The organism is Nodosilinea sp. LEGE 07298 (assembly GCF_015207265.1).
GTDB lineage: Bacteria > Cyanobacteriota > Cyanobacteriia > Phormidesmidales > Phormidesmidaceae > Nodosilinea.
Window position 1 is genome coordinate 17556 of record NZ_JADEXE010000025.1, and the last position, 22537, is coordinate 40092.

Genomic DNA, 22537 nt, shown 5'->3' on the forward strand with positions numbered 1-22537 from the left:
TAGGCCGCTGGTTGCTGGGCCCAACTAGCTGAGGTTAAGGAAATTTCACTAACCGATGAATTTCAAAACCCGCCGAGCTACTTTAGAGAAGCCTGCGCCGTTTGGATGGACAGGCTGAGAGAAGCTTAGCGCCAGCTGCCCCTTCTGGCTAAACGATGCTTAAAGACCTGCAATACTACGCTAAGGCGTTCGCAAAGCCGAACGTCAACAAGCATCGAGAGCGCGGGGCCGCGCCACACAAGCCTGTGCTATTGATTTCGATAAGTTTTAATGCTGGACAGTCACAAGTTTTATGTGGATCCAGGTTTAGATTTAGTCCGACAACGGTAGAGACTCAGGAGGTTTCTGAGGGCCAAGCTTGGCGGTTAGGAATTTAGGCAGAAGTAGCGTGGGCGGGCTTTTGGGAAAAACCTCCTGGGCTTGAGACTGGAGGGCGAGTTGGACAATGCGCTCACTGGGGTAGCCATGGTTAGGCAGGGTGCGAAACCAGCGAGGGAAGTGTGCCCAGACCAGGGTGGGCAATTCTAAGGCCAATACCTGAAGCACCCCTAAGGCAATGGCATTGAGATTGACAAAGCGTTCCAGTGCTTCCACTTTAGTCAGGATTTGGGCTTGAACGGACTCAGGGTAGTCCGCTAACTTGAGATTTTTAGGCCAACTTGGAGCTGGGGTCATGGCTTTGAGCCAGAAGCGATAGGCAAAGCCCCCGAGCAGGTGAATCAGGGTGCGGAAGGTGAGCTCAATCTTAAAGCGTAAGCCATAGGCCGCAATCACCTCGGGGCCACTCAACGAGCCATCGGTGGAGACCAGAATGAATTGCCGACCATTAGCGAGTTGGGTGAGCACAAAGCGCACCGTGGTCTCGGGATTATCCCAATGAAACTCAAAGCATTGGTAATAGACGGTGACAAGCTGACCATAGAGCCACACCTGAGTCTGCTGACAGTGCTCAAGCGGTGCGAATAGGGTCTGGAGTTTCACCCTGCTGCCCCATCGCCTGGGGCGTCCAGGGCCTTTCACCGTCGGCACCACCGAAAACTGAGCATGGGCAACCGTTGAGCTCCGCACGCGGCTAATCAGATGCAGCTGATGACGTCGAAATCGTGTCACCACGGGTTCACAGGCAAAGTAGGCATCCAAGACGATGTAGCTCCCGGCTTGGGCGTAGGCCGTACACAGGTCGGCCATCTTCGTCACCAAGGTGGTCTTCGGCTGAACCTCGGTCGCCTCAGCGGTGACGGTGAGACCATCGTGAACTCTCAGGATAATCGGGACGGCAAAGTAGGCTGAACCCGCCCCTAGCAGGAGGCTTAAGGCGTTGAAGTAATGACCTCGAATCCACTCCGGCTTACTAACGTCCTCTGATTCTTGATGGAGCCCTTTCACGCCAGGCATTTTGCGGCCTTCTTTGGCCACCTTAATCCCGTCGCCGACATAGACCCGCTGTCCCTGGATTCGATGAACATGAACCTGCTCGTTCAGCCAGCTACCCCATCCCACACACAGCCTCTCCACGCTGAAGGCACACGACTTAAACCAGTGCAGCGCTTGGGCATAGTATTCTTCCCCTAGTCCTATCGCAATGAGGTAACTGGTCACCGCTGGCGGCTGCGTGTTCAACAGTACTCCCCACACGAACAGGACAAACCATCGAAACGAGGCCTCACGACTAAAGGCTGGGCGCAAGGCCCCAAGAATTTGCTCTAGGCGCTGGCAGAGCTCCATAATAATTCCTGGCTGTTGATAATCACTTCAGCCAGTCTCGGACATGACAGCACCCAAGAGCGCAGGCATGTCCGTTTTCCTTCCCCTTCCCCACTGCTAGAGAACTTCGCACTGTCCAGTTTTAATGCTCCGCCAAGGTAACCCAAGGCTTTGCAGTAGAAATCGTTTAGGTTCTCTAGGGACAGGCGCTTTACCGTCTGGTAATCGCCTTGCTGAAACGACTGGAGTGCTTGACGGTGAATATCAGTCTCGGGCTCTCCTAGAACTTCAAAGATGATGGCGATGGCTGCGTTGACCTTCTCGGTCGTTAATTCTGCTACTGGAGCGCTCATAAGCTCTATCCTCAACATTCACTAGGAGAATAGTACAGCTTGCCTGTGACTAGATCTAGTGTATTGCTATGAGTGCCGCCAACCTGAGAGCTGGACAAATAATTCTTTAAAACTAGTGAAAAAGTTTGCCGAACCTAATAAAAACGGCCCCCAACCGCTGGAAGCCTTATTCTCTCGTCCAAAAGGGACACTAATCCTTTAAAACTGGACAAATAATCCTTTAATGGACAGTAAGCGGGTGATCGGACTCGAACCGACGACATTCAGCTTGGGAAGCTGACACATTTCCTTGATATACAAGGCTTTTAGGCAAGGGTTTTCAGGCTTATACCAATTTTATACCAGTTTCCAGTCTGCTGCTTAGTACCAGTCCAGAAGGCTGTCGCTCTACCATGGGCCAGCGCTGTGTGGTCTCCATTGGAGGGCTGCGGTTATCTCGCTCCCTAGCTGATGGAGTCAAGAACAGTCATTGATAAGCTTTAGGGCATTCCTATGTAATGCCCATGAACCGTCCTATTCGATTAACCAAACCCCTAAACGACATCGTCACAGCGACAATCGGATTGTTGACTCAGGAACAGGTCGGGCAAATTGATGACATCTGGGCAGGCATTCTGCGGGAGACAGAGCAGCCTGACGTCAGTTGGGACTGGGCCTATAAGTTACGACTGGCTGTCAATGATGATCGCTATGAGGCCTACGGCATCGAGTTTGAGGCACTACTTCAAGGTGTCATCTTGCTCGAAACGCAATGGCACCGTTCCTGGTTGCCGCAACGGTTTCCTCTGGTCTATGTCGAATACTTAGCCTCTGCGCCGTGGAATCGCTGGTTACTGGAAGATCCTCCCTATCTAATTGGGGTCGGACGAGCACTCGTACTCTTTGCCCGTCAGCGTAGCGTGGAGTTAGGTTACGGTGGGCGCGTCGGTCTACATGCGATACCGAACGCGGAAGCTTTCTATCGACGTTACAATATGCCGGATTACGGCTCTGACCCGGACAAAGACGGGTTGGTATACTTCGAGTACGCCGCTTTAACGCTCTAACTCATCCAATCGCTTATGAATGATGCAATCTTGGCTGAGCAACTGAGAAAAACGGGCAACCTGATGGACTTGCTCAATGACGAGGCTTGGGTTCGGGAAGCAGATGCGGATCACGCCAGTGAGGAAGGGACGGTTGAGGCTGGTCTGGGTCTACAGCCGTATGTGGAGTTCCTCAAAGAGGCTTCGCCGGAAGCTTTGCAGCGGCAGCGGTGGTATGTGCGAGTGCTATCTATCTTGTTACCGGAGTTGAAGGGGTGGTTAGAGTCGTGGCAGCTCGGGCGGAGTCTAGAGGCTGTCTACCTGGAGGCGCAGAAATGCTTATATGGTCACCTGAGGCATCCTACCCCCGAACAAAGGGCCTGGATTGAGATGCTGTTGGCAGAGGGAGAGCAGGCGTCACCCAACGAACAGAAGGTAGTTCGGGCTGAAGCGATCGCTATGCTTGCGCAGATGTTCACGACAGAGGACTGGCAGGCAATCGCGAATGTGGCCTCCCAAACAATGACGAAAGACATTCTACAAATGGGGCAAGAAGCGGCAGTTCCTACCCTCACTATCTAATCAACCTCAGTACCAGATTTCTTAGTACTGAGAACAGAGTTGCTCAAAAGCCTTCAGTAAAGTAGATGCACCAGCATGATTGAGGCACTGCCCTGGTCATCATTGCATTTCGCTAGGGCGACTCGGAGATACTCCCTGGAGCACCAACAGCGACTCCATCACCCGTTTAACCAGAGGAGCTGCTACCGTTGAACCGTAGGCGTTCTCGCCAGTGGGCTCGTCAATGACCGCTAACACCACATAGCGGGGGGCTTCTACAGGCGCGATGCCAACGAAGCTAGTGATACGGGCAGAACTATAACCGGTTGAGTTGTTAACTTTCTGGGCTGTGCCCGTTTTGCCAGCAACCCTGTATCCCTCAATTTGGGCAGGTTTACCGGTTCCCTCAGCGACCACTGCTTCCATCATGGCAAGCACCTGTTGGGTGGTTTGTGGTGAGAAGACGGCTTTAGGATCGGCATGTTCGGTCTGCCACAGATAGGTACCGTCTTCTGCCACCATGCCCTCGACAATGTGAGGAGTTACCAGGTTGCCTCCATTAGCTAAAGTGGCCAGCAGTTGCAGCATTTTTACCGGTGTCAGCGCAAACCCTTGACCAAATGAGGTAGTGGCCGTTTCGACCTGACTGTTAATGAATTTGTCTCGGGGTTTCATTTGCCCAGAGGCTTCAGACGGCAAGTCAATCTTTGTAGGCTGGTCTAGGGTTAATCGTTCCAGCCAGTTGAAGTAGTTGGAGGAGGCCATCTTCTGCATGATCTGCACCATGCCCACGTTGCTGGAATACTTGAGGATATCGGTAATTGAAATGGGGCCTCGGCCACCAACTTCGCTGTAGTCGCTGTTTTTAATTAACCATTTACCAAACTGTATGCGCCCGCTGTCGTTGATGACGTCATTGGGAGAAATCACTTGATCTTCTAGGGCGATCGCAACATTGATCGGCTTAAAGGTCGAGCCCGGTTCGTAGGTGTCGCTTACTGGCCAATTGCGAAAAGCGCTGATATCGGCTTCGTAGTAGCGGTTGGGATCATAGGTGGGCACGCTGGCCAAGGTTAAAATTTCCCCGGTCGGGGCATCCATCACCATGACAGTGCCTCGCTGGGCGTCATAGGCTTGAACCACCGCCTCTAGTTCTTGCTGGGCAATTCGCTGCAGGCGACTGTCAAGGGTCAGGCGTAGGCTTGCGTTCGGGGATGCCCCACCCGCTAACGACGGCACTGCTGGATCGACCGATGGGGGCGCGGCGATCGCGAGTTGTTCGGCGTAGGCCATCTCCAACCCAGCCTGGGGTTTCCCATCGAGATTAATGAATCCTACGATCGGGGCAAAGAGTTCCTGCTGGGGGTAAAACCGCTGCTGCTGAGGCACCAACTCTAGGCCGTCGATGCGTAACGCCCGAATGCGATCGCCCACCGCCTCTGACAGTTGACCCGGAAACCGAATACCGGTGGGTTGCTGGTTGAGTAAAGTCAAGAGTTCATTCTGTGGCATGGCCACCACGGGGGATAATGCCTCGGTTACCTCGGCGACAGACTGTTTAAACAGCTTGGGATGCATGTAAAGGGTATAGGCAACCTGGTCGGTAGCCAGCACGCCACCAAAACGATCGACGATTGGGTAACGAGCTTGGCGAATCAGCGTCGGCAGTGTTCGCTGCTGTTCGGCTAGAGCGCTTAGGGTCTCCCCTTGCAGCAGTTGTAAGTAGACCAGCCGCCCGCCAATCCCGACTAAGGCCAGCATCAACAGCAGCCAGACGACAACGACGCGCCGCCACACCACCACCCGGCTCGTGACGGCCAACAGTTGACGTTGCTGAGCTAGTCTCTGGTTGCGCCGAGCAGAGGTGCGGGTAGGGTTAGCCATCGCTACAAAGGGGGAAAGGACTTTTGGCCATGACAGATGCTCTGACTAGGGCACTAGCTAGCGTTTGGTTGGGCCGGGCGGAAGGGATAGTCGGCGGGAGCCGCTGCGCCACTGGTTTCACCAGTGGTACCCGTTCCCAATGCCTGCAAGGGATTGTTGATAACGTTGAGCAGCTCAGCAATGCCGTCGTCCAAGATATCTCTGGCATCTGCTGCTATCCAGCCCTGATTAGTTAGCTGGCGAATTTCAAAATGCAGGTTGGGGCCAGTCGCCGTGCCGGTGCTGCCCACCAGACCAATCACTTCTCCTTGCTCAACCCATTCCCCAGCCTGCACGGCCAGCTTAGACAAGTGGGCATAGCGAGACTCCAAATCCCCATCGTCGTGGCGCAGAATTACCGTTAAGCCATAGCCACCAAGGGAATCGGCCACCGCAACCTCGCCTGAGCGAGTCGCTAATACAGGGGTGCCAGCAGGAGACCCCAAGTCGGTGCCAGCGTGAAACCGCCAGTTTTGATGGACGGGATGCATCCGCCAGCCGAACAGCGAGGTGATTGGGGCTGGAATAGAAAGGGGGAAAACATATTCCTGATTGCCGCGCCGGAGGATGTTTAAGGGCCGCAGCTTTTCATTTAATTGGGCTCGGCTAACGATGGTGGTGTCGCCCAAGCTGACGCCGCGCGAGCTGATAGTGACAGGCCCCACTTGAATACCATCGCCACTATCCGCAGGTGGGCTGGTAGAGTCGGGGTCAGTTGCTTGACAGGAAGACTGGGGAGGGGTTTGCGACCCTGCTACGGTGATTTGACAGCCCGTTGCTCGTTCTGCAAACACGAGATTAGGAGAAGCCCCTGGGGCCGCTGTCGCCCCAAGGCTGTAGTCGGTTGGGTCAATAAAGACGCTGTTATCACCAGTTGGAACAGGGGCACTAGCGGGCAATTGATTGGGTACAGTCCGTTCGGGTGTTTGAGCAGGTGCGCTAACGCTCGCACTGGGCAACGCTTCTACGGGACTCTGTATTGAAGCGGGGGCTGAAGATTGGGGTACGCTTCCGACTCCGGACGGACTGGCTGCTGCCGGGAGCAACGCCTCTGCTGGAATAGGGGGTGATGAGTCTATATCGGTCGTGGCCAGGGCCGGTACAACCGCCAACCCGCTGCTTAACCCACCCACAAGCAGGAAGACACGCCCTAGTCTTGCTAGCCGCCTAGAGTAGCTGTACCCCAAGAACGGGTTAAATTCTCTTTTACTACTGTCAGTCGCCATGGTTCAACGTTCCGTAGTTCAGCAATGTCGGTATCGGCAGAGTTTGTGGAAAGTGCAGTCTGTGTATCTTGGGTAGGCTAGGACGATTGGAGCTTTTGCAGCAGTTGATCAACAATCTGGGCGTCTTCACTGTTTTCTTGCTCCAGGAGTAACGTCTTGGCCCGTTGCAGCGCCTCGATCGCCTCTGCTCGGCGGCCCCTCGCCTCTAGCGCAACGCCTAGATGGTAGTAACCAGGGGCATGGTCGGGGGCTAGTTCGAGCACCGCACGATGGGCGACGATGGTCATCAGTACCTCTTGCTGCTCGAAGTAGAGATCGGCGATCGCATCGTGGGCAATCACCGAGTCGGGCTGAAGCCGGGCCGCCTGCTGATAGCTTTCTAGGGCGGCGTCTAGATTCCCCTGCTGCCAGAGCAGGTAGCCAATCTGCATGCGAATATCGGCGTTACGAGGCTCTTCTGTTGCTGCGGTTCTAAATGCGGTTAGCGCCGAGGCCATATCTCCTGCTTTGAGGTGGGCAATGCCCAGGTTCATCTGAATTTGGCTGGTCTGGGGGGCCAGGGCAGCGGCCCGTTCTAAGGCGGCGATCGCCGCGTCGGTATTGCCCTGCTGGAGCAAAATCAGGCCGATAGATTCGGCGGCTTGTAGGTTGTTGGGGTCTTGCTGCAAAAGCTTGGTGTAAATCGCCAGCGCCTCTTCAAAGGCTGCGGTTTGAAACAGCGCCGCGCCTAGCCCCAGTTGAGCTGCCTGGTTATCGGGCTGCAATCGCAGGATTTGCCGGTAGGCGTTGCCCGCCGCCTCGTACTCACCTAGGCTGCTGTGGGCGTAGGCTAAGCCGAAATAAAAGGCCAGATTGTCTGACTCTAGCTCGATCGCTGTTTGAAAGGCGGCAATAGACTCTCGGAAGTTGCTTTGACGAGACTGGAGGTAGCCAATAGCCGAGAAGATTTTGGCGTTGTCCCCAGCGAGGTCAGCCGCATGCTGGTAACGAGCCAGCGCCTCAGCCAGATCCCCGGCTTCGACTAGCTCTGCCCCTGACTCTAGCAAGTCAGCGAGTTCATCGCGTTGGGCCTGCTCGCTCAACACCTGGACAGGGCTGTGGGCACCTACCGGAGAGGCCACGGCCAACACCCCTCCCATCGCCACACCAACCAGGCTCAATAGTTTACCTGTACGTCTCAAGGGATTCTCCTTCGCGCTAAATCGAGTTTTGAAATGTGGTAGGGCCGGTATAGCCCGAGAGTTGGGCAAGTTCCTCCAGAGTTTGCGTCCCCGAAAGGCGTTCACCGTTGATTTCCCAGGTCGGATAGCCGGTAATGCCAGCTTCCTGGCACTCGGGGGTTTGCTCTTGCCCCTCGGGGGTGGCGCACTCTACGTAGGGCATAACCTGGCTGGCTTCCTGGCCAAACAGCTGCTTTTGGTCGTGGCAGTGGGGGCACCACCAGGCTCCGTAGAAAATAGCGCCAGTATCTTTCAAATGCTGGGCCAAAGCCATTTCAGCCGGGCCAGACTGGGTGGTGATGGCAGGCCCGAGCTGATCGCCCGAGCCCTCGGCGACGGGGTTGTTGACATTGGCATAGACGCCAAGCGTGCCCACCACCACCAGAAATGCTGTAATGCTGCCAATAAAGAAGGGTTGAGATAGATCAGACCAATTTTGGCCGATGAGGGCAAGCAGAAACAGGCTGGTGGAGAGGAGCGCTGAGCCGATGCAATAAAGACAGGCCGCCTGGATTTCTGCGGTGAGCAGATACATCAGGTAGCCGCTAAAGACCATCATGGCGGTACCGCCGATCAGCAGCAGGGGTTGGGTCAATCGGGTGAGTTTATCTCTGAGGTCTTTTTGCTCAGATCCATTGACCAGCAACGGGGCGATCGCCATCACCGCCATACCCACGTAGGCCAAAAATCCAAACAGGGCCAGCGGCTGGCCAAACACCGTGGCATAGGGGCTAGAGAGCACGATGTCACAGCCCTTGGTAGGACAGGCTGTGGCGCTACCTGTGAGCTTGTTGATCGTTAAATAGGCGGTGACGACAGCACCAACCGCCGCTAACCCCGCTATCAGGGGGCGGGCATAGCGATGGGTCCAGGGAGTAGCTTGTTTACGCGGCATAACTACATATCAATAAACAACGTCAAAAAACCCAGCACTATGAGGATCAGGCCTGTTAGGGCATAACCGCTGAGATTCCCGGTAGAGATAGCGGCAGAGAAAGGCTTGGCGCTCTGCCAGCCCCAGTTCACAACCAACACCATGCCCAGTACGGTAACAACGGGGTACACCCCAGAGACCAGGGCAATGCCAAGCCATCCCAGCGCCCCTGCAGATAGGTAAAAAGCGCTGATTTCCAGGCACGGCGAGAAAAACATGGCGACGGCAAGGGCCATGACCGTCGTTGCTTTACTACGACCAGAGCGGCTAACGGTGACCTCAACAGAGTGAGAATCGCCCTGAGAGCGACCTAGAGATAAGCGTTGACGCAGCGGCTTACTGAGGTAAACCAAGCCCAGCCCAATTAACGCAGCCGGAGCAACCAAGTGCGTCACGATCTCGTAGTTGTAAGCGAACTGGTAGCCCAATAGCCCTACGGCCACCCCAATCAAGAGAGTGCTGGCGGTGTGGGCAGAACCAGCCAGGGCTGTGACCCACAGGGTTTCTTGCCGCGACCATCCTTCGGCCTTGCCCACCGTCACTAACGGCAGCCAGTGCCCCGGAATTAGGGCATGAATCAGGCTCAGGGTCAAGGTGCCCAGCACGATTTGAAGGGGGGCTGACATGACTAGAGATTTGTCTCGGTCAGAACATGAACTAGGGTGACATCCTATGACGAATTGCTCAGATGAGGGTTTTGCCCCCATCTGAGCGCTAGGATCAGAGTATAAATACTCAACATACAAGGAGGACGTCATGACACGGACTTCTAGGACTTCTATGGTTAGTGCAGTTGTCGCCGCTGCGATCGCGCTCTCTGTACCAGCTGTTGCGTGGGGGCAGGTTAATCCTGCTGCGGTTGACTACTCAGACATCGCTGGTACTGTGATAGTCAACCATCACGGCGGACACCACCACGGTGGGTGCTGGTAACGGGGGAGCGCTGCAATTCTCCGGAGAATGATCATCGCAACCCGTTATTGAGGGTTCCGAATAATTCGACCCGCATTTAAGATAGCGAGCAGAGCCACGCCCACATCGGCAAACACGGCCTCCCAAAGCGTCGCAATGCCCAACGTGCCCAGCACAATAAAAACAGCCTTGGCCACCATGGCAAAAATGATGTTTTGCCAGACAACCCGCCGGGTTTTGTGGGCGATTTGAATGGCTTCGGCTACCTTTGAGGGTGCGTCGGTCATGATCACCACGTCAGCGGTTTCGATCGCTGCATCAGAGCCCAGCCCGCCCATGGCGATGCCCACATCGGCCCTAGCAATGACTGGGGCATCGTTAATGCCGTCGCCGACAAAAGCAACTTTGCCGTTGATTTGCTTGGCTTGATGTAGAAACCCCTCTAATGCCTCTACTTTGTCTTCGGGCAGCAGCTCGGCTCGATACTGGTCGAGGCCCAGCTCTTTGGCGATGCTGTCGGCCACCGACTGGCTATCGCCAGTTAGCATGGCAGTGGCAATGCCCTGGGCATGCAGCGCCCGGATAGCTTCGACCGCGTCATCTTTCAGCTCATCGGCAATGATGATACGTCCGCTGTATTCGCCATCCACGGCCAGGTGAGCCACCGTGCCGTCTACTACACAGACATCGTGGGGAATGGCTTCGCGGTGCAGTAGCCGATCATTGCCCGCCAAGACAGCACGACCGTTCACCGTGGCGCGAATGCCGTGCCCAGCAATTTCTTCGTAGTCTTGCACGCCGGAGGTATCAATGGTCTGACCGTAGGCTTGACGAATCGACTGCGCCACCGGATGGTTAGACTGCGACTCGACCTGGGCCGCTAGCTCTAGCAGTTGATGCTTCTTCAAACCGTTGTGGGTCACCACATTCGTCACGCGAAAGTCGCCCTGGGTGAGGGTGCCAGTTTTGTCGAAGACAACCGTTTTCACCTGGGCCAGGGTATCCAAATAGGTTGAACCTTTGACCAAAATGCCGCGTTTGGCGGCACCACCCACCCCGCCAAAGTAGCCGAGGGGAATGCTAATCACTAACCCGCAGGGGCAGGAGATCACCAGCAGCACCAAGGCGCGATAGGTCCACTGGGCCTGGGTTGCCCCCTCAATGAACAAGGGCGGCAAAATCGCCACCGCCAGGGACAGAAACACCACCACCGGGGTGTAATACCGCGCAAAGCGGGTGATGAATTTTTCGGTGTCGGCTTTTTTGCTGCTGGCGTTTTCGACCAGTTCTAAAATTCTGGCGATCGACGACTCGCCAAAGGGTTTGCTCACCTGCACGGTAAGCATCCCAGACTGGTTGATCATCCCGGCCAGCACTTTTTCGCCAGAGGCGACGGTGCGAGGCACCGATTCGCCTGTTAGGGCAGAGGTATCGACTAGGGATTTGCCCTCTAGAATGTCGCCATCTAGGGGCACCTTTTCACCGGGACGCACCACAATCACATCGCCAACCTTAACGGTCTCGGGGGCAACGGCGCGGATGTCACCGTTGACGCTGAGGTTGGCGGTGTCGGGCCGGATCTCTATCAGAGCTTTGATAGAGCGGCGTGATCGCCCTACCGAGTAGCCCTGAAACAGTTCCCCCACCTGAAAGAACAGCATCACGGCAACGGCTTCGGGGATTTCGTGGATGGCGATCGCCCCCAGAGTTGCGATCGTCATCAAAAAGTTTTCGTCAAAGATGCGCCCCCGCAAAATGTTACGCCCCGCTGTGGTCAGCACAGTCCAGCCGCTGATTAGATAAGCCGGAATCAGCACCGCGTACTCGGCAATGGCGAAGGGTGTGTTGTGCAGCGCCTCGTTGAAAATCAGGCCGATGAGGAAGAGAATGGCGGCGATCACGATCGGGGTCATCTCTTTCCGCAGGTTAAACTCTGCTGAATCATGGCTGTGGCCGTGGTCAGACCCGCAGCAGTCATTATGACTACCCGCCTGAATCTTGGGTGGTGGATCAATCGTTGTCTCGTGACTATCGCAACAAGACCGAGAGTGAGAGTCTGCCATAGGGATACCTGGCGATCGCTTGCTGAACACATGAAGGACTATTCAGATGATACAGTGTGGATTGTAGGCTGTCATACTTTTTGTAAAAGGCTTGCCCTAAGCCGAGGCGCTAAAAACTTTGGGAAAGGCTTGCGACGTCTGGCCTTGACCCAGCAGTCGTTAAAATTGACTAGAGTTATGTCTTCCACAAGACCTACTGTGTCGCCCCCAATGAGTTCTATTGAGTCAACGGTTACAGACCAGTACGACCAGCTTGCCAATGTCTACGATCGGCGCTGGAAGCGATATGTCACGAATACGTTGAACTTCTTCAAGGGATGGGCTGAGATTGCGGCGACGGCGGCAGTGTTAGATATTGCCTGTGGCACAGGGGAGCTAGAGCGCTTGCTTTTACAAGACAACCCAACTCAAATCATCACAGGCATCGATATATCTGAGCAAATGTTGGGTCAAGCCAAGAAGAAACTCGAACGCTATCCAAACATCGCCTTTGAAAAGGCATCAGCCTCGGATTTACCGTTTCCAGATCAGGGGTTCGATGTTGTGGTTTCTGCCAATGCTTTTCACTATTTTCCGGATCCACAAGCTGCTTTAGCTGAGATGAAGCGCGTACTCAAGCCAGACGGAAAGCTGGTAATTTTAGATTGGTGCAGAGACTTTTGTTTTTGCAGACTGTGTGACTGGGGGCTTCAAAAATTAGACCCGGCCCACCAGCAATGCTATACCGAAGCCGAACTGCACAGCCTTTTAGAAAATGCCGGATTTCGTCTATCGCGGGCTCAGCGAGTGCGATTTGACGTGATTTGGGGCCTGATGGCGGTAACGGCTCTGAGCGATTCCTCAGTACAGAAACTTTAGTCTGCCTAAAAAATCAAGGCATCGAAAGTCAGACTGTCGAGGATCTAGACACCGACTAATCTTGATGCATAATTGGGCGATAAATAGGCCGTTGACTGCACCTGTGTAGAGGAGATGTGTCGTGACAGCATTGAGCAAACTTGGTCATCTCTGGCTTCGGGCGAGGTTTTTACGGATGGCATTTTGTCTGGGACTGGGGTTCTTTCTCACCCTGCACTGGCCTGGTTCATCGGCTCCCGCCCTCGCTCAAGACACGGTTGAATTTTGGCAGCAGGCATCCTTTCCGGTCGAAAATTTTCAAGCTTACACCTCTGCCTTTGGCTATAGAACCTCTCCCACTGGCGGCGGCGGATCTCAGTTTCACTACGGGCTAGACTTGGCCGCGCCCCAGGGCAGCTTTGTGCGCAACTGGTGGGGCGGCCAGGTGATCGAGGTGTCTGACCACACCACCTGTGGCACCTCTGCAGTCATTCGGTCAGGCCAGTGGGAGCACCGCTACTGTCACATGAGCGGTCGGGTCGAAGTCTCAAACGGCAAGCGCTATTTGGTTGATCCAGAGGGGGGCATTCGCTATGAGCAGGGGCAAGACGTGCCCACTGGGGCGCGACTGGGCCGTGTCGGCATGACAGGCCGCACCACCGGGCCACACCTCCACTGGATGCTGAAATACGACGGCAACTGGGTTGACCCTGCGTTAGTGCTAAGAGAGATGTATCTGGCTCAGCGAGCGGGTTAAACTGGCACCTTTGGCATGATTCAACTGCATAAGCTAGTTCGCTATCCTGCCCCGGTGAGGATTTTCTGCTTTCTGCTGTTGCTAGCGCTGGTTTGGGTGCCGATTGCCCTACCTCTCTACGCCTGGCTGGGCACCGATGGCTCCCCTAGCGTTATTCCCTTAGTCTTACTCTACGTCTTGTTTATGGTTTGGCTGGTGCCGTGGGGTCGTCGCGTGCATGGGCAGGCACAACCGTTACGCACCCACGGTCTGAGAGCATCGGCCCACCATGGACGAGAGCTGGCGATTGGGGTAGTCGTGGGTCTGGTGAGCCTGGGTCTGCTGTTTACCCTGGAGGGCTGGTTGGGTTGGCTCACCTGGCAACCGGCACCGCTAAACCTAGGACGAATTGCCCTGGAGGGATTGCTGGTGGGCCTGGGTGTTGGTCTGGCCGAAGAGCTGCTCTTTCGCGGTTGGCTGCTGGATGAACTGCGCTACGACTGGGGCTTTACCCCGGCACTGTGGGCCAGCGGCACGATCTACGCGGCGCTGCACTTTATCAAACCCTGGGAGGCGATTGTGAAGGAGCTGCCCAGCTTTCCGGGCCTATTGCTGCTGGGGCTGACCCTGGGCTGGGCACGTCAGCGCACTGCCGGACGCCTAGGGTTGGCCATTGGGCTGCACGGAGGGCTGGTAGCAGGCTATTACCTGATCGATGTGGGCGATTTGGCGATCTACACCGGGCGAGTACCGGAATGGGTGACGGGTCTCAACCAAAATCCAATAGCTGGAGCAATGGGAGTCTTGTTTCTTGCCGTGATTAGCGCCGGTATTAGGTATATCCCAGGCGCTTCTCGGTGGCGAGATACGTAGGTCATCCTAATTTAATCAACGCATCGGGAACGACATGCCAATACCTTCAGTGATTCGGGGTGATGCTTAATTAAGTCTGTTTACTTATCAGCTAGTTCAGATCTCTGAGGTATCGGAAAAACTGCGCGCTAAATTTATTTAAAGAGTGGGATAAGCCACGCGGAAAAAATGCTGAACAGAATCATGGCTTCTAAAAGTATCAGCCCAGACACATTTTGAAACCAGCCTGACCAAGATTCTTGGCGAAACTCTGACCACCATCGGGAAGCATGGGCAGACCAAAAAGCAGGACTATCTTGGTCGCGAATTTGCCAATTGAGCATAGATAGTAGCAATGGTGAGCCACCCACTTTGGCATTCATCAACAGGTGGAGGGCGATCGCACCTACCATAATCACCCATGAAATTAGATGAGCATAATACCAACCATGTTGGAGTTCACCCTTGGGTAGCCAGGTTTCATCCATCATTTTGCCACTGAAGAGTGCAAAGGTTAGGGCTAAAAGGGCCAGGGTATTGGTTAACCGATTGAGGGTGTACCACCAAATAGGTTTGCCAACCTGGGCCAATTTGGTTAGAGAACCAGACTGCACCAGTCGCCGCTGACCGCGATGAAAGGCGTAAACCACAAATACTGGAAAAATGAGTAATGTCCACAATCCAAAGGTGCCATGAATCCCTTCAATATCTTTAAAGCTGGGCAAGGGAACCTTTCCCCAGCGTCCATCGTAGGTGTCATAAGTCCAAAAAGCGGTCAAAATTGCAGCTATCAAAAATAGCCCTGTCAAGCCATGCAAAATGCGCAGGAGAAGTGGTTGATAGGGTTGTGTTGCTTTCATACACAATTTATGTCTAGGTAAGCATGTAAACTGACTATCCAGTGATGAGATATCACCTTGCTAGCTCCTGAAGCTAGCTTACTTGCTTAATTTCTCAACAGGCGCAAACCACTGAGGGTGACGATAACAGTAGAGCCTTCATGTCCCAACACGCCCATTGGCAAGGTAATATGCCCGCTCAATGTACCAATAATCAGTATCCCAATCAGCCCAAGGGCAAAAGCGATGTTTTGTCGCACGACCGCCCGTGCCCGCCGCCCTAGGCTAATAGCCTGTTCTAGTTTTTCCAGGCGATCGGCCATGAGCACAATATCGGCGGTTTCTAGGGCCACATCGCTGCCCGCAGCGCCCATGGCAATGCCGACTGTGGCCAGAGCCAGGGCGGGGGCATCGTTAATGCCATCGCCGACCATCGCCACGCTGCCATACTGCTGCTGCAATTGCCGTAGAATCGTGACCTTATCTTCAGGCATTAAATCAGCATGCACCTGATCTATCCCCAGCTGTTGGGCCATACCGTGAGCCGTGCGGGCATTATCACCCGTTAGCATCACCACTTGCTCAATGCCCAGGTGCTTGAGGCGGGCGATCGCCCTTGCCGCCTCCGGACGCGCTCGGTCGGCCACCGCAATCAAGCCCAGCATTGTGCCGCCGTGGGCTACCCAGACCACTGTTTTGCCCTCTGCCTCCCACTGCTGGCTTTGCTTCGCTAGATGCGGGGAAACGGCCTGTCCACGAGCTTGAACCTGGCCACTAACAAAGGCTGCTTTACCTACCACCGCAGACTGCTCAGCCACCTCCCCTGTGATGCCCTGACCTACCTGAGCCTGCCCGTTGGCCGCCGCTTGCCAAGTCAGGGCTCGGCGCTGTGCCGCTTGCACAATCGCCGCACCAATGGGATGTTCCGACAGGCTCTCCAGGGCGGCGGCCACGGTGAGTAGCTCATCCGGATCGTCAGCCAGCACATTCACCACGTCGAGCTGTCCGGTCGTGAGGGTGCCGGTTTTGTCAAAGGCGATCGCTCTGACTTGGCCCATCTGCTCCAGCTGAGCCCCGTTTTTGAATAAAATGCCCTGCCGAGCCCCGTTGGCAATACCTGAGAGCAGTGTCGGCATAATTGAGGCCATCAGTGCACAGGGGGAAGCCACGACCAAAAACACCAGGGCGCGGTAGATGGTTTCCTCCCATCCCCAGCCCAACAACAGAGGTGGCAGCGTGGCTAGCAAAACGCCCAACGTCACAATCACTTGGGCGTAGCGGCGCTCAAACCGCTCCATAAATTTTTGGGAGGGAGGCGCTTCGAATTGGGCCTGCTGCACCAGGCGAATCACCCGTTGAATTAAGCTGCTTTCCGGCGGCTGGTGGAGTGTTAGGCGCAGCGCACCGTAGCCGTTGAGGGTGCCCGCTAAGACCTCGTCGCCCACAGTCTTCTCGACAGGAATAGATTCTCCCGTAATCGACGCCTGGTTCACCGTGCTGAAGCCTTCGGTCACGACCCCATCGGTGGGCACCAGCTCCCCCGGCTTGACCAAAACCTGATCGCCGACTTGTAACGCTGAGACCGGCATGACCTGCTCTTGCCCCTGGCGGATCACCGTTGCGGTGTCAGCGGTGAGGCTCATTAACCCTTGAATATTTCGCTCTGTTCGTCCCATGGCATAGCCTTCTAGGGCACCACTAATGGCAAAAATCAGAATTAGGACAGCACCATCGACAATCAGGTTGTACTCCCGCTGCCACAAGCCCAGGCTGGCGGCTCCTAGGGCGGCGATAATCATCAGCAGGTCTACGTCTAGCTCTTTTTCCTGCACCAGCGTTGTCAAGCCCTCACGGGCGCTCTCAAATCCACCAATGACATAGGCCGCCGTTAGAAACAGCAGGGCACCACCCACCCAGTCTAGGGCTAGGGTTTGCCAGCCCAACCCGACTAAAACCGCGCAGGCGATCGCCGCCACCGCCTCGGGGTGCTCGTTGAACAAACCTTTGCACAGGTCGCCGAATCGAGACTTCGACAGAGCATTCAACGGGGCAGTAGACACCATGAGCCAACCTGAGAAATCTTTACTCTGTCAGGCTAAACCTTGACATTAGTGTCAATGTCAAGGTTTAGCGTAAGCTAAGCCTATGACGACCGAATTTCTGACCATTAAAGAACTCACTGATGCGGTAGGCGGCGGCGTTACCCCCCGCATGGTGCGGCACTATCACACCCTGGGGTTGCTGCCTCCCGTTCCCCGCTCAGAGAGCAACTACCGACTCTACACCCAGCGGGATATACAGCGCTTACAGCGAGTGGTAGCGCTTAAACAGCAGGGCTTTCAGCTCTCTCACATTGGGCAAATTCTAGAGAGTGACTCTGAAGCAACCGCAGACGCAAGCCTAATGACCCAGCTACAGCAGCAGTATCAGGCTGTGATGCAGCAGATTGCCCGCCTGCGCCATACTGCTTCGGCTTTGGAGGGGCTGCTGGGGCGCGATCTAGATTGTCAACGCACCCAGGCTCAAGCTCTGGCCCAGCTCAAGCAGCTCGATGTAGACACCCAGGCGGGTCTAATCCAGATCGATCAGCTCTGGGCCAGCCTTGATGCCGAAACCACCGCCCACCCTGAAGCCTTTCAAGAATCGCTTCAGCGCTTGCTGCCCAACCTCTCGCACTACTCTGAAATTACCCAGCATCTGATCCAACAACTGGTGCTGGCCTGCGGCGATGTGAGCTTAGTTGACCTCATGCGAATCAGTGCAGCTGCGATCGCAGCTGCACGCACTGCTCTCAGCAGCGGGTGTGAAATCATCACTGATGTGCCTGTTGTCGCCACGGCGATTGATCAAACTCGGCTAGCTGCTTTGGGCTGTCCGATCACAACCTTGATTGACGATCCTCACATTACCGCTGCCAACGAGGCTGAACAGGCTTTTTGGCTCCACAAACGGTGGCAACAACCATTACATCACTGTTCACCGGGTAGTGTGCTGGTCATTGGTTATGCCCCTTCAGTGCTGCTCACCGTCTGTCAGTTAATAGAGCAACAGCGTTTTCAACCCGCTCTGGTGATTGGTATGCCCATTGGCTTTAATCACGCCCCTGCTGCCAAGCGGCGACTGATGGCAACATCCATTCCTTACATTACGATTCAGGGGAGCCTTGGCGGCGGGCTATTGGCTGCCGTGACCTTGAACGCCTTAGTCGAAACACTGCTTGAGAAGCCAGATTGCCACTGCTATCTGACTCGGCCCTAAAAGCTATCGATCGCCCCAAGCAACGATACTTTGTTTAGTTTAAGTACTCATGATTGGAGCGTCTACAACAGATTAGGACAGACCCTTATCGCTACTCCTGCGTAAACGCGTTTAACTGCTGTAGGCTTACGCAGTAGGGCTTGGCTTTTCTGCTGTATTGCAAGACTTACCATGGGAAACCGCTCGGCTCGGTTTTACACGCTGCTCTCGATTGGAGCCGCTGTTTTAACGATTTTGCTGAAAACAACGGCCTACCTATTGACAGGCTCGGTGGGATTACTGTCTGATGCTGCCGAATCGGTGGTGAACCTGGTGGCTGCCATCGTCGCAACTTGGGCCGTAACGTTTGCCGCTAAACCGCCGGATGACGAGCATGCCTTTGGGCATTTCAAGGCGGAATATTTTTCTAGCGGTGCCGAAAGTGTGTTGATTTTGGTAGCGGCGGGCAGCATTGCTTTTGCGGCCTGGGGTCGTCTGTTTGACCCCCAACCCCTAGAGCAGGTGGGCATTGGGTTGGCCCTGTCCTTTGTGGCAACGGCGATCAACGGGGCTCTGGCTTTCGTTATGCTACGGGCCAGTCGGCGGTTGCGCTCCATTACCCTGCGGGCCGATGCCCACCATCTTCTAACGGATGTCTGGACATCGGTGGGGGTAGGAGTGGGGGTAATTCTAATTCCCATTACGGGTTGGATAATTCTTGACCCGATTATTGCCTTAGTTGTCGCGGCCAATATTGTTTGGGCAGGGCTAAGATTGCTGCGCGAAACGGGGATGGGCCTGTTAGATACGGCCTTACCGGCTGAGGAGCGTCAAACTATTGCCGATGCGTTGGAGCCTTTTGAGGCTGAGGGAATTCAATTTCACGCGTTAAGAACTCGGGTGGCGGTTGCCCGGCGGTTTGTCTCGCTACATGTGTTAGTGCCCGGTAGTTGGACAGTTAAGCAGGGACATGACCTCTGTGAAGCCATTGAGCTGGCGATCGCCCGATCGCTACCCGGCACATTTGTGTTTACCCATTTGGAGCCTTTAGAAGACCCTGTGTCGTGGGCAGACCAAGCCCTGGAACGTTAGCCTGCTTAAGGTTTTATCGGCCTCGCTAGCCTGCCTAAAACTGTTTTCATCACCTCTCTGCCGCATTCAAACAACTGTGGAAGAGGGCTTTCATTTATTTTGCTTCATCAACCATCTGAATAGTTTTTTCTTCAACCTCTTCAGCAATTCGAGTTAATTCCGGATCCTGAGACAGGGCTGCAAGCATTTGAGCAGGCTTGATCAAGCCAATCTTCGTTGTACCTTTTTCGGTAAAGACCGAGATCCGACAGGGTAATGCCATGTTCAGGCGCATATCCGTTGCCATGACAGCTGCTGCCTGCTGCGGATTACAAACCTCAAACACCTTACATTGCTCTTCAAACTTAAGGCCTTTACCGCGCAGCGTTGCCCCAAGATCGTGAATATGGAGAACGCCAAAGCCGTAACGCTTAACGGACAATTCAAGATCGATGGCGGCCTGTTCAAAGGGCTTTGCCGTTTCGACTATGTAGTACATAAATATTTGTCTGGGGGTGAGGGTGAACCTCTTTAGTCTATAGATCGTAGTGAAGTAACCGTGACTCGATAACCTTCAAAAGAGGGATTAAGTCACTCATCCAGGTGTTCGGCCACTTCCCGGTAAAGGGACATGATGTGATCGTCAGCGAGGCCATAGTAGACGTTGCGGCCTTGGCGACGGTAGGTGACTAGACGCTGCGATCGCAGCACCCGCAGCTGGTGCGACACCGCTGATTCACCCATCTTCACCGCAGCAGCCAGATCGCACACACAGAGTTCTTGCTGTGCTAGGGCCGACAGTAGCTTGAGCCGGTGGGGGTCAGAGAGGGCGCTAAAAAATTCTGCCATCCGCTGGGCTTTCTCGGTGCTGAGCACCTCGGGCTGAACCTGGCGAACGTTGTCTAAATGCACCAGCGACTCGTCACAACTGACGTCACAACTAGGGGCATCAACGGCTTGAATTGTAGAGTTCTCTGTAGAGCGAGAATTAGCCATCGATTAGGTTTCCTGGCTTTTTCTCTATGATACTGAGAATCGTTACCACTGAACATCTGTTCAGTGGATTGAGGGCGTTGACCTTACGGGGTTTGCTCGCTTCCCTGCTGCACCTGCTGCATGAAGTACAAAGTTTGCTGATAGCCTTGGCGATCGCCCTGGGCCTGAAACAGCGCCGCCGCCTGGCGCAAATCGTCCATAGCGGCTTGAGAGTCGCCGAGCTGGTACTGCAAAATACCGCGATTGCCGTAGGCTTCAGCCAGCTCAGGATTGATACGGAGCGCGGTATTGAAGTCTGACAGGGCGGCTTCGGCGTTGCCCAGCTCGGTATAAATTTTGCCTCGGTTGTAATGGGCATCGGCACTGTCAGGGGCCAGGGCAATCGCAGTGTCTAGGTCGCTGAGGGCCTGGGGTAAACTGCCAGTGGCCGCAAAGACAAGACCGCGATCTAAATAGGGCTGGACAACCTCAGGGGCTAGCTCGATAGCCTGGGTTAAATCGGCGATCGCCGCCTCGGCATTGGTCATGTGAGCGTGGGCCTCTCCCCGGTTGTACAGGGTTTCTGGATGGTCGGGGCGAAGCTGAAGCGCCGTGGAAAAATCGGCGATGGCAAGCTGATAATCGCCCAGGTCGTGGTAAGCAATGCCGCGATGGAAATAGGCCTCGGCACTGGTGGCATCGGCTTGAATGGCCTGACTGTAGGTGGCGATCGCCGCCTCTAGCTGCCCCTGCTCTGCCTGCTGTCGGCCTTGGGTTAGGAGGCTGGCGGCAGCTTGCTCCACCGCTTGGGCAGGCTGCATCCCCGCTGCCATATTCCCAGAGGCGACAACGACGGCCATTCCTAAAGCTACCGCTACCATTCGTTGCATCTGCATGGGTTTTCTCCTAACTGCATGACTGAGCTATGGGTCGTAACCGCGAGCCTGTACCGTAAGCCCCAGGCACAACTCCAAACCGGTGCCTTGTGACGCTTTACACGCTGAGCTAACCCCATGAATCCTAGACTGTGGCGTTTCTGAGGTGAGCCTTCACGCTTGGGGTAAAGCCTACCCCCCTACAGTGTAGCGACCGTTTTGAGGATGAGATTTTCTCTGAAACAAGATGAAAGGAGCGATCTTGATGCCGTAAAATCAGGCAAGATCAAAGGCCGACCCAGCGCACTGTGAGATGCTGCATGAAAAAATACCGACCTCTGGTGAGCCTAATCGGCATGGTAGGTGGGTTACTGCTGGCGCTTCCAGTCGAAGCCGCTCAGTTTAGGACTTGGCGCTTTGACCCTCAGCAAAACCGGCTAGAGTTTTCGACCGATGCCGCCGTGCAGCCCAAGGCGCAGCTTTTGTTTAACCCCACCCGCATTGTGGTGGATTTGCCTGGCACAACCCTAGAGCAGCGGACGATTAACCAGGCCGTTGGTGGCGCTGTTCAATCCGTTCGCATTGGGCAGTTCGATGCCCAAACCACCCGGTTGGTCATTGAGCTAGCCCCTGGCTATACCCTTAACCCAGACCAGGTCGTGGTACGGGGAGAAACGCCCCAGCAGTGGGTGATACAACTGCCCCCGCCGCAGGCTGGAACAGCGCCCAGCGCCAGCACCAATCGGGTCAATGCCACCCCGATCGCTGGAGCCGCCACCCAGGTTGAAGGCGTACGCGCTACCCCCGATGGCTTTTTCATCCGCACCTCTGGGGCAAGCCCTAACCTGACCGTGGAGCGAGTCAGTGATACCCAGGTGATGCTTCAGCTCGAAAATGCCACCGTGGCCGCCGCCCTCACTGGTCAAACCCTGCCCAACAATAGGTTTGGGGTCACTGCCTGGGATATTCAGCCGGTAAGTGCGGCGGTACCGACCCTGCAAATTACTCTAACGGTGCCCGTCAACAGCACCGACTGGCAAGCCTCGGTCAGCAACGGCAGCGGCATTGTAATTTTGCCGCCCAGGGGAATTGATATCGCCGCCGTTCCGGCCAGCCCAGTCGTGGCAACAGCTCAGGCACACGCTGCGGCGTCGCCTCCCATTGCCGTACAACCGCCGCCACAGGCTCCAGTGG

At 55.2% G+C, this 22537-nt stretch carries 21 protein-coding genes; 8 read left to right on the top strand and 13 right to left on the bottom strand.

Translation table 11 applies throughout. The features are described 5' to 3' along the window. Positions 1-312: 312 nt before the first annotated feature. A complete protein-coding gene (locus tag IQ273_RS05595) occupies positions 313-1725 on the bottom strand; it encodes a transposase (protein ID WP_194022185.1) in 1413 nt (470 codons plus the stop codon). Continuing rightward, entirely contained in the window at positions 1704-2057 is a 354-nt protein-coding gene (locus IQ273_RS05600) for a hypothetical protein (protein ID WP_194022186.1), read from the bottom strand. The genes IQ273_RS05595 and IQ273_RS05600 overlap by 22 nt, the downstream gene beginning before the upstream one ends. A gap of 503 nt (positions 2058-2560) precedes the next feature. Here IQ273_RS05600 and IQ273_RS05605 point away from each other — a divergent pair. Next, complete coding sequence (locus IQ273_RS05605; RefSeq protein WP_228052407.1) at positions 2561-3103, top strand: GNAT family N-acetyltransferase; 543 nt, start codon at positions 2561-2563, stop codon at positions 3101-3103. Positions 3104-3118: 15 nt separating this feature from the next. Continuing rightward, the gene (locus IQ273_RS05610; protein ID WP_194022187.1) at positions 3119-3664 is read left to right on the top strand and encodes a hypothetical protein; all 546 of its coding nucleotides are present in this window, start codon (positions 3119-3121) and stop codon (positions 3662-3664) included. A gap of 99 nt (positions 3665-3763) precedes the next feature. On the opposite strand, the gene IQ273_RS05615 is transcribed toward IQ273_RS05610, so the two are convergent. The 6 genes from IQ273_RS05615 to IQ273_RS05640 all read right to left on the bottom strand — a co-directional run bounded on the left by IQ273_RS05615 (position 3764) and on the right by IQ273_RS05640 (position 11921). Continuing rightward, on the bottom strand, positions 3764-5527 hold the full coding sequence (locus IQ273_RS05615; RefSeq protein ID WP_194022188.1) for a penicillin-binding protein 2: 1764 nt from the start codon (positions 5525-5527) through the stop codon (positions 3764-3766). Between the two features lie 53 nt (positions 5528-5580). Next, a complete protein-coding gene (locus IQ273_RS05620; RefSeq protein ID WP_228052409.1) occupies positions 5581-6465 on the bottom strand; it encodes a M23 family metallopeptidase in 885 nt (294 codons plus the stop codon). A gap of 404 nt (positions 6466-6869) precedes the next feature. Continuing rightward, complete coding sequence (locus IQ273_RS05625) at positions 6870-7973, bottom strand: lipopolysaccharide assembly protein LapB (protein ID WP_194022190.1); 1104 nt, start codon at positions 7971-7973, stop codon at positions 6870-6872. Between the two features lie 16 nt (positions 7974-7989). After that, the gene (locus IQ273_RS05630; RefSeq protein ID WP_194022191.1) at positions 7990-8907 is read right to left on the bottom strand and encodes a vitamin K epoxide reductase family protein; all 918 of its coding nucleotides are present in this window, start codon (positions 8905-8907) and stop codon (positions 7990-7992) included. A gap of 2 nt (positions 8908-8909) precedes the next feature. Next, positions 8910-9572: a hypothetical protein gene (locus tag IQ273_RS05635; protein ID WP_194022192.1), complete on the bottom strand. Its 663-nt coding sequence runs from the start codon at positions 9570-9572 to the stop codon at positions 8910-8912. Positions 9573-9923: 351 nt separating this feature from the next. Further along, positions 9924-11921 (bottom strand): heavy metal translocating P-type ATPase, encoded by a 1998-nt coding sequence (locus tag IQ273_RS05640; RefSeq protein ID WP_194022193.1) that lies wholly within the window; start codon positions 11919-11921, stop codon positions 9924-9926. Positions 11922-12131: 210 nt separating this feature from the next. Here IQ273_RS05640 and IQ273_RS05645 point away from each other — a divergent pair, with 210 nt between their 5' ends. The 3 genes from IQ273_RS05645 (at position 12132) to IQ273_RS05655 (ending at position 14367) form a co-directional block, all read left to right on the top strand. Further along, positions 12132-12779 (top strand): class I SAM-dependent methyltransferase, encoded by a 648-nt coding sequence (locus tag IQ273_RS05645; RefSeq protein ID WP_194022194.1) that lies wholly within the window; start codon positions 12132-12134, stop codon positions 12777-12779. Between the two features lie 175 nt (positions 12780-12954). Beyond that, positions 12955-13515 (top strand): M23 family metallopeptidase, encoded by a 561-nt coding sequence (locus tag IQ273_RS05650; protein ID WP_194022195.1) that lies wholly within the window; start codon positions 12955-12957, stop codon positions 13513-13515. A 15-nt stretch (positions 13516-13530) separates the two neighbouring features. Then, positions 13531-14367, top strand: a complete 837-nt coding sequence (locus tag IQ273_RS05655) for a CPBP family intramembrane glutamic endopeptidase (protein ID WP_194022196.1) — start codon at positions 13531-13533, stop codon at positions 14365-14367. Between the two features lie 134 nt (positions 14368-14501). Here the strand turns inward: IQ273_RS05655 and IQ273_RS05660 are convergent, their stop codons facing one another. Together IQ273_RS05660 and IQ273_RS05665 are read right to left on the bottom strand one after the other, a co-directional pair. Then, positions 14502-15206, bottom strand: coding sequence for a cytochrome b/b6 domain-containing protein (locus tag IQ273_RS05660; protein ID WP_194022197.1), 705 nt, complete (start codon positions 15204-15206; stop codon positions 14502-14504). A gap of 86 nt (positions 15207-15292) precedes the next feature. Next, complete coding sequence (locus IQ273_RS05665; protein WP_194022198.1) at positions 15293-17248, bottom strand: heavy metal translocating P-type ATPase; 1956 nt, start codon at positions 17246-17248, stop codon at positions 15293-15295. 82 nt (positions 17249-17330) lie between these two features. Here IQ273_RS05665 and IQ273_RS05670 point away from each other — a divergent pair, with 82 nt between their 5' ends. After that, positions 17331-18443, top strand: coding sequence for a precorrin-8X methylmutase (locus tag IQ273_RS05670; protein WP_194022199.1), 1113 nt, complete (start codon positions 17331-17333; stop codon positions 18441-18443). 171 nt (positions 18444-18614) lie between these two features. Next, complete coding sequence (locus tag IQ273_RS05675) at positions 18615-19514, top strand: cation diffusion facilitator family transporter (protein WP_194022200.1); 900 nt, start codon at positions 18615-18617, stop codon at positions 19512-19514. A 94-nt stretch (positions 19515-19608) separates the two neighbouring features. Here the strand turns inward: IQ273_RS05675 and IQ273_RS05680 are convergent, their stop codons facing one another. From IQ273_RS05680 to IQ273_RS05690, 3 genes are all read right to left on the bottom strand, one after another. Beyond that, complete coding sequence (locus tag IQ273_RS05680) at positions 19609-19992, bottom strand: DUF302 domain-containing protein (RefSeq protein ID WP_194022201.1); 384 nt, start codon at positions 19990-19992, stop codon at positions 19609-19611. Positions 19993-20084: 92 nt separating this feature from the next. Continuing rightward, positions 20085-20489: a metalloregulator ArsR/SmtB family transcription factor gene (locus tag IQ273_RS05685; protein WP_194022202.1), complete on the bottom strand. Its 405-nt coding sequence runs from the start codon at positions 20487-20489 to the stop codon at positions 20085-20087. An 83-nt stretch (positions 20490-20572) separates the two neighbouring features. Next, entirely contained in the window at positions 20573-21364 is a 792-nt protein-coding gene (locus IQ273_RS05690; protein WP_194022203.1) for a tetratricopeptide repeat protein, read from the bottom strand. A 299-nt stretch (positions 21365-21663) separates the two neighbouring features. Here IQ273_RS05690 and IQ273_RS05695 point away from each other — a divergent pair. Beyond that, on the top strand, positions 21664-22537 hold an 874-nt coding region (locus IQ273_RS05695; protein WP_194022204.1), incomplete at its 3' end, for an AMIN domain-containing protein.

What these genes read in the sequence shown, in the direction of transcription:
- IQ273_RS05595 (WP_194022185.1), bottom strand. Translation starts at nt 1,725, where the DNA reads ATGGAGCTCTGCCAGCGCCTAGAGCAAATTCTTGGGGCCTTGCGCCCA.
- IQ273_RS05600 (WP_194022186.1), bottom strand. Translation starts at nt 2,057, where the DNA reads ATGAGCGCTCCAGTAGCAGAATTAACGACCGAGAAGGTCAACGCAGCC.
- IQ273_RS05605 (WP_228052407.1), top strand. Translation starts at nt 2,561, where the DNA reads ATGAACCGTCCTATTCGATTAACCAAACCCCTAAACGACATCGTCACA.
- IQ273_RS05610 (WP_194022187.1), top strand. Translation starts at nt 3,119, where the DNA reads ATGAATGATGCAATCTTGGCTGAGCAACTGAGAAAAACGGGCAACCTG.
- IQ273_RS05615 (WP_194022188.1), bottom strand. Translation starts at nt 5,527, where the DNA reads ATGGCTAACCCTACCCGCACCTCTGCTCGGCGCAACCAGAGACTAGCT.
- IQ273_RS05630 (WP_194022191.1), bottom strand. Translation starts at nt 8,907, where the DNA reads ATGCCGCGTAAACAAGCTACTCCCTGGACCCATCGCTATGCCCGCCCC.
- IQ273_RS05635 (WP_194022192.1), bottom strand. Translation starts at nt 9,572, where the DNA reads ATGTCAGCCCCCCTTCAAATCGTGCTGGGCACCTTGACCCTGAGCCTG.
- IQ273_RS05640 (WP_194022193.1), bottom strand. Translation starts at nt 11,921, where the DNA reads ATGGCAGACTCTCACTCTCGGTCTTGTTGCGATAGTCACGAGACAACG.
- IQ273_RS05645 (WP_194022194.1), top strand. Translation starts at nt 12,132, where the DNA reads ATGAGTTCTATTGAGTCAACGGTTACAGACCAGTACGACCAGCTTGCC.
- IQ273_RS05650 (WP_194022195.1), top strand. Translation starts at nt 12,955, where the DNA reads ATGGCATTTTGTCTGGGACTGGGGTTCTTTCTCACCCTGCACTGGCCT.
- IQ273_RS05655 (WP_194022196.1), top strand. Translation starts at nt 13,531, where the DNA reads ATGATTCAACTGCATAAGCTAGTTCGCTATCCTGCCCCGGTGAGGATT.
- IQ273_RS05660 (WP_194022197.1), bottom strand. Translation starts at nt 15,206, where the DNA reads ATGAAAGCAACACAACCCTATCAACCACTTCTCCTGCGCATTTTGCAT.
- IQ273_RS05665 (WP_194022198.1), bottom strand. Translation starts at nt 17,248, where the DNA reads ATGGTGTCTACTGCCCCGTTGAATGCTCTGTCGAAGTCTCGATTCGGC.
- IQ273_RS05670 (WP_194022199.1), top strand. Translation starts at nt 17,331, where the DNA reads ATGACGACCGAATTTCTGACCATTAAAGAACTCACTGATGCGGTAGGC.
- IQ273_RS05675 (WP_194022200.1), top strand. Translation starts at nt 18,615, where the DNA reads ATGGGAAACCGCTCGGCTCGGTTTTACACGCTGCTCTCGATTGGAGCC.
- IQ273_RS05680 (WP_194022201.1), bottom strand. Translation starts at nt 19,992, where the DNA reads ATGTACTACATAGTCGAAACGGCAAAGCCCTTTGAACAGGCCGCCATC.
- IQ273_RS05685 (WP_194022202.1), bottom strand. Translation starts at nt 20,489, where the DNA reads ATGGCTAATTCTCGCTCTACAGAGAACTCTACAATTCAAGCCGTTGAT.
- IQ273_RS05690 (WP_194022203.1), bottom strand. Translation starts at nt 21,364, where the DNA reads ATGCAGATGCAACGAATGGTAGCGGTAGCTTTAGGAATGGCCGTCGTT.